This is a genomic window from Streptomyces sp. WMMC500 (assembly GCF_027497195.1).
GTDB lineage: Bacteria > Actinomycetota > Actinomycetes > Streptomycetales > Streptomycetaceae > Streptomyces.
This window is the reverse complement of record NZ_CP114905.1, coordinates 7,026,061-7,039,555: the sequence shown is the minus strand read 5'-3', so window position 1 is coordinate 7,039,555 and position 13,495 is coordinate 7,026,061. Positions and strand designations below refer to the sequence as shown.

General features: G+C 73.5%; 13 protein-coding genes. 7 read left to right on the top strand and 6 right to left on the bottom strand.

All coding sequences use genetic code 11. The features are described 5' to 3' along the window. Window positions 1–72: 72 nt before the first annotated feature. The 4 genes from lipB (at window position 73) to O7599_RS30305 (ending at window position 3,079) form a co-directional block, all read left to right on the top strand. Window positions 73–855 carry a lipoyl(octanoyl) transferase LipB gene (lipB, locus tag O7599_RS30320; protein WP_281618792.1) on the top strand — a complete coding sequence of 261 codons (783 nt, stop codon included), beginning with the start codon at window positions 73–75 and terminating at the stop codon, window positions 853–855. A 61-nt stretch (window positions 856–916) separates the two neighbouring features. Beyond that, a complete protein-coding gene (lipA, locus tag O7599_RS30315) occupies window positions 917–1,855 on the top strand; it encodes a lipoyl synthase (protein ID WP_281618791.1) in 939 nt (312 codons plus the stop codon). Between the two features lie 190 nt (window positions 1,856–2,045). After that, a complete protein-coding gene (locus tag O7599_RS30310) occupies window positions 2,046–2,279 on the top strand; it encodes a hypothetical protein (protein WP_051642688.1) in 234 nt (77 codons plus the stop codon). 104 nt (window positions 2,280–2,383) lie between these two features. Continuing rightward, the gene (locus tag O7599_RS30305; protein WP_281618790.1) at window positions 2,384–3,079 is read left to right on the top strand and encodes a DUF4191 domain-containing protein; all 696 of its coding nucleotides are present in this window, start codon (window positions 2,384–2,386) and stop codon (window positions 3,077–3,079) included. Between the two features lie 113 nt (window positions 3,080–3,192). On the opposite strand, the gene O7599_RS30300 is transcribed toward O7599_RS30305, so the two are convergent. Beyond that, entirely contained in the window at window positions 3,193–3,669 is a 477-nt protein-coding gene (locus O7599_RS30300) for an RDD family protein (RefSeq protein WP_281618789.1), read from the bottom strand. Between the two features lie 280 nt (window positions 3,670–3,949). Between O7599_RS30300 and glnA the strand changes: the two genes are divergently transcribed. Both glnA and O7599_RS30290 read left to right on the top strand, forming a co-directional pair. Further along, window positions 3,950–5,365, top strand: coding sequence for a type I glutamate--ammonia ligase (gene glnA, locus O7599_RS30295; RefSeq protein ID WP_281618788.1), 1,416 nt, complete (start codon window positions 3,950–3,952; stop codon window positions 5,363–5,365). Between the two features lie 146 nt (window positions 5,366–5,511). Then, the gene (locus tag O7599_RS30290; RefSeq protein ID WP_281618787.1) at window positions 5,512–6,345 is read left to right on the top strand and encodes an SAM-dependent methyltransferase; all 834 of its coding nucleotides are present in this window, start codon (window positions 5,512–5,514) and stop codon (window positions 6,343–6,345) included. 227 nt (window positions 6,346–6,572) lie between these two features. On the opposite strand, the gene O7599_RS30285 is transcribed toward O7599_RS30290, so the two are convergent. Further along, window positions 6,573–7,457 carry an SGNH/GDSL hydrolase family protein gene (locus tag O7599_RS30285; protein ID WP_281618786.1) on the bottom strand — a complete coding sequence of 295 codons (885 nt, stop codon included), beginning with the start codon at window positions 7,455–7,457 and terminating at the stop codon, window positions 6,573–6,575. A 108-nt stretch (window positions 7,458–7,565) separates the two neighbouring features. Between O7599_RS30285 and O7599_RS30280 the strand changes: the two genes are divergently transcribed. Next, the gene (locus O7599_RS30280; protein ID WP_281618785.1) at window positions 7,566–8,789 is read left to right on the top strand and encodes a helix-turn-helix domain-containing protein; all 1,224 of its coding nucleotides are present in this window, start codon (window positions 7,566–7,568) and stop codon (window positions 8,787–8,789) included. 75 nt (window positions 8,790–8,864) lie between these two features. Here O7599_RS30280 and O7599_RS30275 read toward each other — a convergent pair whose 3' ends face one another. The 4 genes from O7599_RS30275 to O7599_RS30260 all read right to left on the bottom strand — a co-directional run bounded on the left by O7599_RS30275 (window position 8,865) and on the right by O7599_RS30260 (window position 13,363). Beyond that, window positions 8,865–9,704 carry a class I SAM-dependent methyltransferase gene (locus tag O7599_RS30275; RefSeq protein ID WP_281618784.1) on the bottom strand — a complete coding sequence of 280 codons (840 nt, stop codon included), beginning with the start codon at window positions 9,702–9,704 and terminating at the stop codon, window positions 8,865–8,867. Window positions 9,705–9,845: 141 nt separating this feature from the next. Then, entirely contained in the window at window positions 9,846–11,768 is a 1,923-nt protein-coding gene (locus tag O7599_RS30270) for a hypothetical protein (protein WP_281618783.1), read from the bottom strand. Beyond that, window positions 11,765–12,826, bottom strand: coding sequence for a MoxR family ATPase (locus O7599_RS30265; protein WP_281618782.1), 1,062 nt, complete (start codon window positions 12,824–12,826; stop codon window positions 11,765–11,767). Before O7599_RS30265 ends, O7599_RS30270 begins: the two co-directional genes overlap by 4 nt. 285 nt (window positions 12,827–13,111) lie before the next feature. Further along, window positions 13,112–13,363: a hypothetical protein gene (locus O7599_RS30260; protein ID WP_281618781.1), complete on the bottom strand. Its 252-nt coding sequence runs from the start codon at window positions 13,361–13,363 to the stop codon at window positions 13,112–13,114. Window positions 13,364–13,495 lie beyond the last annotated feature (132 nt).

Genomic DNA, 13,495 nt, shown 5'->3' with positions numbered 1-13,495 from the left:
CCAGCCGCATATGCCGGGCGGCGCACGCACGCCGGCCGGCGAGACGAGCGCGAACAGCGCGAGGAGGGCACCGTGGGCGAGCTGCGCTTCGTTCACCTGGGGTTCGGCGAGAACGCCGTGGAGTACCTGGAGGCTTGGCAGGAGCAACGGCGCGTGCACGCCGCCCGCTTCGCCGAGGAGATCCCCGACACCTGTCTGCTGCTGGAGCACCCGCCGGTCTACACCGCGGGCCGCCGCACGGCCGAGGACGAGCGCCCGCTCGACGGCACCCCCGTCGTGGACGTGGACCGCGGCGGCAAGATCACCTGGCACGGCCCGGGTCAGCTCGTCGGCTACCCGATCCTGAAGCTGCCGCGCCCCGTCGACGTCGTCGCCCACGTACGCCGGCTGGAGGAGGCCCTCATCCGGGCCTGCACCGACTTCGGCCTGGCGACCACCCGGATCGAGGGCCGCAGCGGCGTCTGGGTCCTGGGCGACCCCGTGGAGCAGCGCGCCGAGCTGGGCGGGCTGGCGCTGGACTTCGACCCCCGGCTGTCGGACGAGGAGTACGACCCGCGCCTCGCGGGTCCGGAGTACGCGCCGTCCAACGCAGGCCAGCGGCGCGAGGACCGCAAGCTGGCCGCGATCGGCATCCGCGTCGCCAGGGGCGTGACCATGCACGGCTTCTCCCTGAACTGCAACCCGGACAACACCTGGTTCGACCGGATCGTGCCGTGCGGCATCCGCGACGCGGGCGTGGCCTCGCTCTCCGGCGAGCTGGGAAGAGACGTGCCGGTGTCGGAGGTTCTCCCTGTCGTGGAGAAGCATCTGCGCGAGATCCTGGAGACGGCCGAGCCCCTCCCCCGCGCGGTCTGACTCCCCATTTCAGAGGCGTACGCTGGAGAACGCCGAGGAATCGAAAGCTAGGAGCCCGGACGTGTCCGCTGTCGCACCCGACGGTCGCAAGCTGCTCCGCCTGGAAGTCCGCAACAGCCAGACCCCCATCGAGCGCAAGCCCGAGTGGATCAAGACCCGCGCGAAGATGGGGCCCGAGTACAACGCGCTGCGCAAGCTCGTCAAGGACGAGGGCCTGCACACGGTCTGCCAGGAAGCCGGCTGTCCCAACATCTTCGAGTGCTGGGAGGACCGCGAGGCGACCTTCCTCATCGGCGGCGAGCAGTGCACCCGGCGGTGCGACTTCTGCCAGATCGACACCGGCCGGCCGGCCGAGCTGGACCGCGACGAGCCGCGCCGGGTCGCCGAGTCCGTCCAGCAGATGGAGCTGCGGTACGCCACGATCACCGGCGTCGCCCGCGACGACCTGGAGGACGGCGGCGCCTGGCTGTACGCGGAGACGGTGCGCCAGATCCACGCCACCGCTCCCGGCACCGGCGTCGAGCTGCTGATCCCCGACTTCAACGCCGAGCCGGAGCAGCTCGCGGAGGTCTTCTCCGCCCGCCCCGAGGTGCTCGCGCACAACGTCGAGACGGTCCCGCGGATCTTCAAGCGCATCCGCCCCGGCTTCCGCTACGAGCGCTCCCTGGAGGTCCTCACGCGCGCCCGCGAGGCCGGCCTGGTGACGAAGTCGAACCTCATCCTGGGCATGGGCGAGGAGCGCGCGGAGGTCAGCCAGGCGCTGCGGGACCTGCACGAGGCGGGCTGCGAGCTGATCACCATCACGCAGTACCTGAGGCCGTCGCCGCGGCACCACCCGGTGGAGCGGTGGGTGAAGCCGCACGAGTTCGTGGAGCTGCAGCAGGAGGCCGAGGAGATCGGCTTCGCGGGCGTCATGTCCGGGCCGCTGGTGCGGTCCTCGTACCGGGCGGGACGGCTGTACAAGCAGGCCATGGAGAAGCGCGCGCAGGCCGCCGCGTAGGCCGCGCCCGGACGCCGCCCCCGGCGGTCTTCACCCCGCTTTGACCGCCGGGCCACGCGCTGGTAACACCGTGGAGTGAGCATGGAGGCCGACCGGCCTCCGGCCGGCCTGACCGCTTTGCACGTTTGACCATTTTGACCGTTTGACTGCTTTGACCGCTTTGACTTCTCGACCGCCGAGGGGGGCCGTCGTGCCGTCGTCACCGTCGTCGTTACCGTCCTGGCCGCCGCCCCGGCCCACCGTCGCCGGGGTGCTGCGCACGATCGAGGGAGTGCTGCTGCGCGGCGAGCAGCGCACCGCACGGCGTAACGCCTGGGACGCCGTTCTGGAGGACCGCCGCCGGGCCAGGGCCCGGCTGGAGTCGGAGTCGGCGGTGGGCCGGGCGGACCCGCCGGCGGGCGGTACGTCCGCTCTGCCCCGATAGCCGCCGCGACCCGACGACGCCGCCGCCCCGGCGATGTCCCGATCCGGCCACCGGGTGCCGGGCCCGGTCTGACCTCGGGCCCGGCTGGCCGTAGGATTCGCGGCATGGCCAGCAGTGAACCCACCCCCGAGAACAAGGGGCGTCTGAAGCAGATCGCCCTCACGTACAAGATGACCAGGCGGGCCGACCCGAAGGTCGGTCTGATCGTCGCGGGCGTGGGCATCCTGGTCCTCGGCGCCGCCCTGGGCATCGGCTTCCTCATCGGGCACCCGATCTACCTGGGCATCGTCGGATTCCTGCTGGCGCTGCTCGGCATGGCGATCGTCTTCGGGCGGCGCGCGGAGGCGGCGGCGTTCGGGCAGATGGAGGGCCAGCCGGGCGCGGCCGCGGCGGTGCTGGACAACATGAAGCGGGGCTGGACCGTCACCCCCGCGGTGGCGATGACGCGGCAGCAGGACGTCGTGCACCGGGCCGTGGGCAAGGCGGGCATCGTCCTGGTCGCCGAGGGAAACCCGAACCGGCTGAAGGGCCTGCTGGCGGCCGAGAAGAAGAAGATGAACCGGGTCGTCGCGGACGTGCCCGTCCACGACGTCGTCGTCGGCAACGACGAGGGCCAGGTGCCGCTGAAGAAGCTGCGGGCGACGCTGGTGAAGCTGCCGCGGGTGCTGCAGGGCCACCAGGTGACGCAGGTCAACGACCGGCTGAAGGCGCTGGGCGACCTGATGAGCAACATGCCGGTCCCGAAGGGCCCGATGCCCAAGGGCATGCGCATGCCCAAGGGCGGCGGCAAGATGCGCTGAGCGCGGCCTCGGGGGTACGGGCGCGTTCGCTCACGTACGGGTACGGAGACGGCCCCCGGGGGACGCCTCGGCCCGCGGCCCCGGCTCCCGCGGGGAACGGGCTCGGCGCGGGCTCAGAACCGCACCTCGACGGCGCGGGCGACGCGCTCGTGCAGCCCGCGGGTGTCGCGGTCCATCATGACGGCGGGGATCACCAGGCAGAGCAGCACGGAGCGGGCGACGACCGCGCCGAAGCCGAGCCGTGCGCCGTTCTGGGCGACGACGCGGATACGCATGATCCGCTTGCCCGGCGTGAGCCCCAGGGTGCCGACCAGCAGCAGGGACATCACGAAGAAGACGCCCATGGTCCACAGCCCCAGCGTCCTGCCGTCGCCGCCGACGAACAGGCCGTAGGCGATGAGCTGGCACATCAGCCAGTCGATGACCAGCGCCGCGATGCGCCTGCCGACCGGCGCGACCGAGCCGGGCCCGGTCTCGGGCAGCCCGAGTCGCTGGCCCCGGTACCCGAAGTCGGCGCCCATGTCCTCGGCCGCCGAGCGGGGGCCGGAGAGCCACGATCCGATTGCTTGCCGCTTCTCCGCATCATCCACGTATCCACGGTACTGCCAGGCGCGGAAAGCCCCTCCCCGCCCCCTGCCGGCGGCCCCGGACCGCATACGATTCCGGCCACCCGAAGGGCCGCGGGGGCCAGGTTCCCGGGCCTGGTGAGGGGATGCGGTTAACATCGGCGAAACAAACGGGTCATGCCCGAGAAATCCCGGGTGCCTAGGCTCGGGCGAGCGTTCCGGGAGGCCGGCACGCCGCAGGCGCACCTCGCGCAGGCTCCGCAGGCTCACCCGTCCCCTCGCGGCGGGACATAGGAGGAGTGGGATGTTCCAGAACGCCGACGAGGTCCAGCAGTACATCGCGGACAACGACGTGAAGTTCGTCGACGTGCGTTTCTGCGATCTGCCGGGCATCATGCAGCACTTCACGGTGCCCGTGGAGGTCTTCGAGCCGGACGGCCAGCTCATGTTCGACGGCTCGTCGATCCGGGGCTTCCAGGCCATCCACGAGTCCGACATGGCGCTCGTGCCGGACCTCTCCACGTCCCGCCTCGACCCGTTCCGCAAGGACAAGACGCTCAACATCAACTTCTTCATCCACGACCCGATCACCGGCGAGCAGTACAGCCGTGACCCGCGGAACGTGGCCAAGAAGGCCGAGGCGTACCTCGCCTCCTCCGGCATCGCCGACACCGCGTACTTCGGTCCGGAGGCGGAGTTCTACGTCTTCGACGACGTCCGCTTCGAGACCAAGGCGAACGCGGGCTACTACCACATCGACTCCGAGGCCGGCGCCTGGAACACCGGTGCCATCGAGGACGGCGGCAACCGCGGCTACAAGGTCCGCTACAAGGGCGGCTACTTCCCCGCCCCGCCCGTCGACCACTTCGCCGACCTGCGCGCGGAGATCACCCTCGAACTCGCCGCGTCCGGCCTCCAGGTCGAGCGCCAGCACCACGAGGTGGGCACGGCCGGCCAGGCCGAGATCAACTACAAGTTCAACACGCTGCTCGCCGCCGCCGACGACCTGATGCTCTTCAAGTACATCGTGAAGAACGTCGCCTGGCGCAACGGCAAGACCGCGACGTTCATGCCCAAGCCGATCTTCGGCGACAACGGCTCCGGCATGCACTGCCACCAGTCCCTCTGGGCCGGCGGCGAGCCGCTCTTCTACGACGAGCAGGGCTACGCGGGCCTGTCGGACACCGCCCGCTACTACATCGGCGGCATCCTCCGGCACGCGCCGGCGCTGCTGGCCTTCACCAACCCGACGGTGAACTCCTACCACCGCCTGGTCCCCGGCTTCGAGGCCCCGGTCAACCTGGTCTACTCCCAGCGCAACCGCTCCGCGGCGATCCGCATCCCGATCACCGGCGCCAGCGCGAAGGCCAAGCGCATCGAGTTCCGCGCCCCGGACTCCTCCGGCAACCCGTACCTGGCCTTCTCCGCGATGCTGCTGGCCGGCCTGGACGGCATCAAGAACAAGATCGAGCCCGCCGAGCCGGTCGACAAGGACCTCTACGAGCTGGCCCCCGAGGAGCACGCCGCGGTCCCCCAGGTCCCGACGAACCTCCCGGCCGTGCTGGAGTCCCTGGAGGCCGACCACGAGTTCCTGCTCCAGGGCGGGGTCTTCACCGCGGACCTCATCGAGACGTGGATCGACTTCAAGCGCACCCAGGAGATCGCCCCGATCCAGCTCCGCCCGCACCCGCACGAGTTCGAGCTGTACTTCGACGTGTGAGTCTCCGCTCCGGCCCGCGGCGGCCGGGACGCACAGGGCCGGCATCCCCCGACGGATGCCGGCCCTCACGTGTGCCGGGCAGCGGCTATGTTGGGCGCGTTGAGATGCCGATGCGTGCCAGGCGACACCGACGGAGAGAGACGGACGTGACACACGAACCGCCGTTAGGCGACCGGCCGCGGGCCCCGGTCAACCCGCACGTTCCCCACCCCGCGCGGATCTACGACTACCTCCTGGGCGGCAAGGACCACTACGCCGCCGACCGGGCCGCCGCGGACGAGACCGTCCGGCGTGCGCCCCAGGTCAGAGAGTCCGCCCGCGAGAACCGCGCCTGGATGCGGCGCGCGGTCCGCTATCTCGTCGGGCAGGGCGTGCGGCAGTTCCTGGACATCGGCACGGGCATTCCCACCTCGCCCAACCTCCACGAGGTCGCCCAGCGGATCAGCCCGGACTGCCGGGTCGTCTACACCGACAACGATCCCGTCGTCCTCGCCCACGCCCGCGCCCTGCTGAGCAGCTCCGCCGAGGGCCGCACAGCGTACGTCCAGGCCGACCTGCGCCGGCCGGAGCAGATCCTCCAGGCGCGGGCGCTGTGGGAGACCCTGGACCGGGACCGGCCGGTGGCGCTGATGCTCTCCGCGGTCCTGCACTTCGTACGCGACGAAGAGGAACCAGGCCGCATCGTCGCCGCCTTCCGGGACGCCCTGCCGCCGGGGAGCTGGCTGGCCCTGTCCCACACCACCAACGACATCCAGCCCCGCCAGGCCGCCGACGCCGCCGCCGTGTACGGCGAGCGGCGGGCCGCGGCGCCGATGGTGCCGCGGCCCCTGCGCGAGGTGGAGGCGTTCTTCGACGGCTTCGACGTCGTCGAGCCCGGTGTCGTCCAGTTGCCCCTCTGGCACCCGGACGGACCCGTGCGGCCACGGCTCCTCGACGAGGTGTGGCTCTACGGCGGTGTGGGCCGCCTCAGCGGCGGCTGAGCCGCCCGGGGCCTCCGGCCCCTGCGGAGACCGGCGCGGGCCCGGCAGAACGCCCCCGGCGCGGCCACCGCCCGGTCTCCCGTGCGTCGTGGACCGTCGTGGCACGACACGACCGGCCCGGCGCGGGAGTTCCGCGCCGGGCCGGCGTGTGTGCGTCCCCTCGGGGGTTGGGGACGTCGGGGGCCGGCCCCTCCCCGCCGGTCGGGCCGGCCGGCCTGAAAGCCGGGTCAGCCGGTCAGCCGGCTGTGGATGATGCCCGCGTACGCCTCCTCGCCCCGGGCGTTGGGGTGCAGCGGGGCGGCCGGGGCGGTGGGGACGTAGCCCTCGACCCACTTCCTGCCCGGGGACTGGCAGGCGTCGTGGCCGCGGCTCGGGGTGAAGACGTCGACGTACTCGGCGCCGTGGGCCGCCGCGCGGTCTGCGATGACGCGGTTCATGTGGTTGACGCTGCCCTGCAGCCAGTCGGCGTCGGGGGCGAGCACCGGCTGGTACGGCCAGCAGCCGCCCGGCTTGATGTAGTCGCCGTAGCCGGTGACCAGGACGCGGGCCTGCGGGGCGCGGGCGTGGATGCCGTCGAGTACGGCGCCGAGCTTGGGGCCCATGGCCTCGATGCGCTGCGCGACGGTGTCGACGCCGCCCTCCATGAAGCCGTCCTTGCACGGGTCGGCGGCCGGGTTGAGCTGCATGCAGTCCTGGGCGACGCCGACGAGCCCGGCGTCGTTGCCGCCGATCGTCAGGGTGACCAGGGTGGTGTCCGCGCTGAGCGCGTCGAACTGCGGCGGTGCCTCGCCCATATCCACGCCGAGCAACGACAGCGACTGCGGCTGCGTCATGTGGTCGGTCTCGGCGCCGCTGCACGTGACGTCGCGCAGTTCCGCGACGTCGAGCCGGTCGGCCAGTTCGTGCGGGTAGTTCTCGGTGGAACGCCCGCAGGCGAGCGGCCCGGTGGGGAGCGGGATGAGCGGCCCTGAGGCCATCGAGTCGCCGAGGGCGACGTAGACCTCGCCGGCCGCGGCGTCGGCGGCGGCCGGCGCAGCCGTGCCGCCGACGGCGAGGCCGGCCGCCGCGGCGGCGCCCAGCGCGCCCTTGAGGAGTTTCGGCACCACGTTCATCGGCGGCTCCCGGCGGTGGAGGTGGTGGAAAGTTGTGCCGTGGACATGATGCAGAGGAGCCGGGCTGCGCTTAACTGGTCAGTAACGCAGACTTCTCCGGGGGCCGTTGTGACGCGTGACAACACACCGCTGTGTATCGGCGGCAGCCCGGTCGACGCGTGGCTGCGGGCCCGGGTGCCCGCGCTCAGCCAGAGCGTCGTCGACCGGCTGCTCACCGAACTGCCCGTGTACGCCACCCTGCCGCCCGAGGAGGTCACGGGGGACATCGCCGACATCGTGCAGCGCACCCTGCGCCTCCTCGCCGACGTGCTCCAGCGCCGCGGCCCGGCGCACGACCACGAGCTCGTGCGGCAGCGGGAGTCGGCCGCCCAGCGTGCCGAGGAGGGCGTGCCGCTGGACGCCATCCTCAGCGCGTACCAGATCGGCACCGCGATGGGCTGGGAGGAGATCTCCGCCGAAGCGCGTCCCGCGGACTTCGCCGACGCGCAGGAGGTGCTGAGGCATCTCTTCGGCCTGCAGCGGCAGTTGGTGGCGGCGGTCAGCGCCGCGTATCTGGAGGCCAGACAGGTCCTCGACGTCCAGGAGCACGCGCCGCGGCACGCGCTGCTCGCCGCGCTGCTCGCCGGCGATCCGCTGGAGCACATCGCCCGCCGCACGGGGCTGCGGCCCGCACCGCGGTACGTCGCGATGACGCTGCACGTCGCCCCGCACCCCGACGAGGACTCCCCCGGCCCCCGCTCACGGATCGCCGCCCGGCGCAAGATCCGCCGGCTGCAGACGGCGCTGAACGGCTTCGCCGGCGAACCGGCGCTCACCGCGCTCGACGCCGGCGGCGGCACCGCGCTGCTGCCGGTGGTTGAAGAGCCGGCGTGGGCGGCGCTGTGCGGGCTCATCGCTCGTACGGAGACGGCCGTCGGGGCGCCGGTGACCGCGGCGGCGGCAGGGGCCGCGCCGGAGGGGCTGCCGGCGGCGGTGGCGCAGACGGCGGACATCGTCGAGCTGGTACGGCGTACGGACCGGCCGCCCGGCCTGTACCGGCTGGCCGACGTGCTCCTCGACTACCAGCTCAGCCGCCCCAGCGAAGCCCTCACCGGGCTCGCGGAGCTCCTCGGACCGCTGGCCGGGAGGCCGGAGCTGCTGCACACCCTGGAGACGTACCTGGCCCGCGACCTCGACCGCCGGGGCACCGCCGCCGCGCTGCACGTCCACCCCAACACCGTCGACTACCGCATCCGCCGCATCGCCCTCCTCACGGGCCTGCACCCGACGACCCCCGCGGACGCCCGCCGCCTGAGCGCGGCACTGGTGGCCCGCCGCACCCTGCGGGCCTGACGGCCGGGGGGCGGGGGTTAGGCGGGTTCAGCGGGTTCGCCGGGTTCAGGGGGGTGCGATCGGTTCGGTCCGCCGTCACGCCGGGGCGTGGGCCGTGACCAGCCACGCCGGCGAGCGCAGCAGCACCCCCTCCGGGGTGACGTACGAGGCCAGGGCCTCGCGCAGTTCCTCGGTCGCCTTGGCCGTCGTGGCCGCGTCCAGTTCCGCCATCGGCTCGCGCAGGCTCTGCCGGTTGAGGACGAAGTCCACCGCCTCGTCGAGATCGGCGCCGACGTACATCGGCTCGTCCTCCGGCTCCAGTTGCACGTCGGCCAGACCCGCGCGGCCGAGCACGTCGCGTACGCGGTCGGGGTCGGCCAGCGAGTTCGGGCCCGGCTCGTCGGCGCCGGGCGGGCCCGGCACGGTGACGTACCGGCCGAGGGCGGCGCGCGGCACCAGTGAGTACGCGCTCTCCTCCGGCGCCCGCCAGCAGACGAACACCAGCCGCCCGGCGGGCCGCAGCGCACGCCGTACGTTGGCGAACGCGGCCACCGGGTCCGCGAAGAACATCACGCCGTTGCGGCTGATCGCCAGGTCGTACGCGCCCGCGTCGAAGTCGTGGACCTGCGCGTCGGCCTGCTCGAAGCGCACGTTGCCGACGCCCTCTTCCGCCGCGCGTTCGCGCGCCCGCGCGAGCATCGCGGCGGACAGGTCGACGCCGTGCACGGAGCCCTCCGCGGCGAGCCGCGCGGCGACCCGGGTGGTCTGGCCGCAGCCGCAGCCGACGTCGAGCACGCGGTCGTCGGGGCGCACGCCGGCGCCCGCGAAGAGCCGCTCGCCGTAGCGGAACATCGCCGCGTTGTACTTCTCCTCGTACGCGACCCAGTGGTCACCGGTCGCGCCGTCCCACTCCGGGGTCCCCGCGCTCTCCGCCACGTCCGCCGCCTCCCGCCGCCTGCCGACTGCCGCACGTCAGGATCACCGTACGCGGAAGAGGAGCCCGCGGGCGATGAACGGCCCCACCGGCGGTCCCCGTGGACCCCGCCGCCCCCGCCGTCCCCCGGCCGCCGCGAGGCGTCACCGCACGCGGAACACCGGTCCCCGCGCGACGAACGGCAGCGACGCCCCCGCGGGGATCAGATACGCGTGTTCCCTGCGCACCCGCAGCACGTCGCACATGCCGTCGGTGATCACCAGCACCGGAGCCGCACGCGGGAAGTCGTCCGCCCGCTCCAGGAGGTCGAGCCCCGGCTGCAGGACCGTGCCGCCGCGGCCCCGGACCCGCACCCGGCCGGCGATCTCCGTCGCCGGCAGGAAGCCGGCGTCGTACGGCGAGGCGTCGCAGAAGACGACGCGCGCCGCCAGCACGTCGCGCGCTTCGGCGTACGACGCGATGGCGCCCAGCGCCTTGCCGAGCAGCGTGCGGTCCATCGAGCCCGAGGTGTCCAGGACGACGCCGAAGGTGCAGCGGGCGACCTCCTCGGGCGGGAAGTAGCGGCCGGCGCGCGGGATGTCGGGGGTGGCGGCCTGCCGGCGGGCGGGGCGCGCGAAGGTGCGCACCGGCTCGGCGCGGGGCACGTACTCGTCGAACCAGCGGGCCAGCAGCGCGTCCCACGGCAGCGGCGGCTGCGCGAGCGCCCGGATCTCCTCGACCAGCCCCGCCGGCAGCAGCCCGCGGCCGTGGTCGCGCTCGTGCAGGTCGAGCCCGCGCTGCAGCCCGCGGCGGTAGAACTCGTCGAGGTCGACGTACGCCGCCGCGGGATCCCGCGGCACCAGCGGCTCGCCGAGCACGTCCCCGAGCCCGCGCCCGCGCGGCGTGGCGAGCCGGCGGCGCTGCAGCCGCAGGTCGGCGGCGAGGCGGTCGTAGACCTCCTCGGTGGACAGGCCGGCGAGCCGCGGGTCGTGCAGCAGTCCCGCGGGCATCTCGCCGACGCGCATCTCCAGCAGCCAGCCGTTGACGACGAAGTCGGCGGCGATGTTGAAGAGGTACGGGTCGCGCGCGCCGCGGCGCTCCCCGTGGCGCAGGGCGGCGTGCAGCATCTCGTGGCCGAGGACGAAGCGCCACTCGTCGTCGGAGTGCTCCTTGAGCGGGTTGACGTAGATCTCGCCGGCGGCGGCGTCGACGGCGGCGACGGAGATGTCGTGCGCGCGGGCGAGTTCGGCGTCGGCGACGACGGTCATGCCGGCGGCGATCCCGCCGAGCAGGGGGTACGAGGAGACGAACCACTCCAGCGCCCGCTCCCACGGCCGCCGCGGCGCCCGCTCGCCGGTGAGCGCGTCGCGCCGGCCGCCGGCGACCTCCATGGCGGCCGACACCGTACGGGCGAGGGCGTGCGCGAAGTCCTTCTGCCAGTCCGGCGGCGTGCTGCCGGCCCAGCCGTCCCACGGCAGCAGCAGCACGTCGGCCTCGTCGCCGGCCGCGCCGCAGCGCTCGTACTCCGCGGGAACGCCGTCGCGCCGCCAGCGCGCGGCGAGTTCCTCCTCGCTGCCGCCGGGGTAGTGCTCGGGCAGTTCGGCGGGCGGGCGGCCGGTGCCGAAGGTGACGAGGAAGCGGTTGACGACGGCGCAGCGGGCGGCCTGCTCGTACCGGTCGGGCTGGGTGCGCTCGCCGCGGGCGGCGGGGGCGTGGCCGAAGCCGAGGTGCAGCAGGCAGTGGGCCAGCGCCCACGTCCACTCGGCGGGCTCGGCGCGGCGGGTGGGGTGGGCGTGGACGGTGCCGTGGGAGTCGACCCGGGCGAGCCCGTGGGCGGGGGCGAGCCCGGTGCCGGTGGTGGCCGTGACGCCCGTGCCCGGAGGGCCCGGTGTGCCGCCGGCCGTACCGCCCCTTCCCGCGGTGCCCGCGGCGGCCGGGGCGCCCGGGCGGACCACCCGCGCGCCGAGAGCGCGCAGCGCGGGGTTCTGCATGGCCTTGGCGAGCCCGGCGGAGAAGGCGCGGGTGGCCGGGTCGTCGCGCCGCTCCGCCCCGGCCCTGCCGCGCCGGGTGCGGCGCGTACGGCTCACCGGCGGGCCTCCACCAGACGGGGCATGTCGCGGGCCGCCTCCACCAGGAACCAGGCGGGCAGCACCGGCTGCCCGTCCGCGTCCTCGGCGATGACCGTCTGGGCCACCTCCACCGAGATCTCGGCCAGTTGGACGAGGAGTGCCTTCGCGCGGTACGCGGTCTCGCGCACGGCCGGCGAGGCGTGCTCCTTGCTCGCGGGCAGTTCCTTGACGAGCCGGCCGCGGAACGCCTCGGCGAGGTAGTAGAGCAGGTCGCGGTCCTCGGTGCGGCGGGGCCAGGAGGCGTCGCCCTTGAGGATGGCCTCGACGCCGTAGCGGTGCCGGACGATCTTGACGTACCCGCAGAAGGACACGGCGTGCGCGGGCGTGAGGGTGCCGTGCGCGACGGTCTTGAGGGTGGCGTCGTCGAGCGCCGGGCCGAAGGAGTGCAGGGCGTCGGAGAGCATGTGCCACGAACGCGGGGTGGAGAACGGCTCCTCGGTCTTCGGCGGCTTGGACCACAGGTGGTCGGGGCGGTCGGTCAGGTACTCCGTCACCCAGGGGTGGATGCCGTGTTCGCCGGCCCAGACGAGCCAGTCGGCGGCGGAGGCCTCCAAGTGGACGTGGGCGAGGCGGTTGACGAGGGCGGAGGCCATGGGGCGGGCCAGCGCGTTGTCGGTGGCGCGGTTGCCGGCGCCGATGACGATGCTGCCCTCGGGCAGCTCGTAGTCGCCGATGCGGCGGTCGAGGATGAGGGAGTAGAACGCCTTCTGCACGTCGGGGGTGGCGGCGTTCAGCTCGTCGAGGAAGAGGCAGTACGCCTCGTCGCGGGCGATGGTCCGCGGCGGGCAGAAGACGCTGCGCCCGTCGCGGATCTGCGGCACGCCGATGAGGTCCTCGGGGGCGAGCTGCGTGCCGATGAGGCTGACGCAGTCGAGGCCGAGGGAGTCGGCGAACTTCCGTACCAGCGAGGACTTGCCGATGCCGGGGGCGCCCCAGAGGAAGACCGGACGCACGGTGGCGAGGCCGAGCAGCAGCTCGGGGATCCGGGCGGGGGTGACGGTGACGGCTGCCTGCACGCGGCGGGCTCCTGGTTCTCGGTCGGGGGTGCGGCGCGCGCAGGGGGTGTGCGCCGTGTCGGGTGTCCAGTGTGGGCGCTGGACGGGCCGCGGCGCAGCCGGTTTTCGGGGGGCGGGCGTGCGGGTCGGGGTACGGACGCGTGCGCGCGGGCGCGGGGCGTACGGCCGGGTGCTCACGGCTTACGGGCCGGGCCCCGCGCCCGGGACGCGGTCAGGACGCGCTCGGGGCGGGTCGGGACGCGCTCGGGAAGGAGTCGGGAACGGTCGGGCGGGGTCGGGGCGGGGTCAGATGAGCGGGAGCAGGCTGCGCACCAGCCGGCAGGTGGTGAGCGAGGGCGGGTGGACGCCGATGCGCTCGGCGATGTGGCGTATCACCTCGTCGCGGGCGCGCTGCGGGGTGTAGACCCCGGAGTCGAGCAGGGCGATGGCGATGCGCATGGCCTTCAGCATCCGATTGTGCGCGACATACCACTCACGCGGCATGCCTGCCGGAAGCGGCTTCTTGGGCAGGGGTGTCGGGGCGTACGCCACTGGCATGGGCGACCTCCTCGGCCTCGTCTTGGCCCGTCTTCACTCCCTCTATGATACCGCCACCCACTGACAAACACGCCTGGTCAAAGGTCATTTCGGGATACCAGTTCGAATGCTCAGCGGTGGCCGGGGACCCCG

Excerpts from the sequence above, each read along its gene's own strand:
- O7599_RS30305 (WP_281618790.1), top strand. The coding sequence starts at position 2,384 with ATGGCCAGCAGTGAACCCACCCCCGAGAACAAGGGGCGTCTGAAGCAG.
- glnA (WP_281618788.1), top strand. The coding sequence starts at position 3,950 with ATGTTCCAGAACGCCGACGAGGTCCAGCAGTACATCGCGGACAACGAC.
- O7599_RS30285 (WP_281618786.1), bottom strand. The coding sequence starts at position 7,457 with ATGAACGTGGTGCCGAAACTCCTCAAGGGCGCGCTGGGCGCCGCCGCG.
- O7599_RS30260 (WP_281618781.1), bottom strand. The coding sequence starts at position 13,363 with ATGCCAGTGGCGTACGCCCCGACACCCCTGCCCAAGAAGCCGCTTCCG.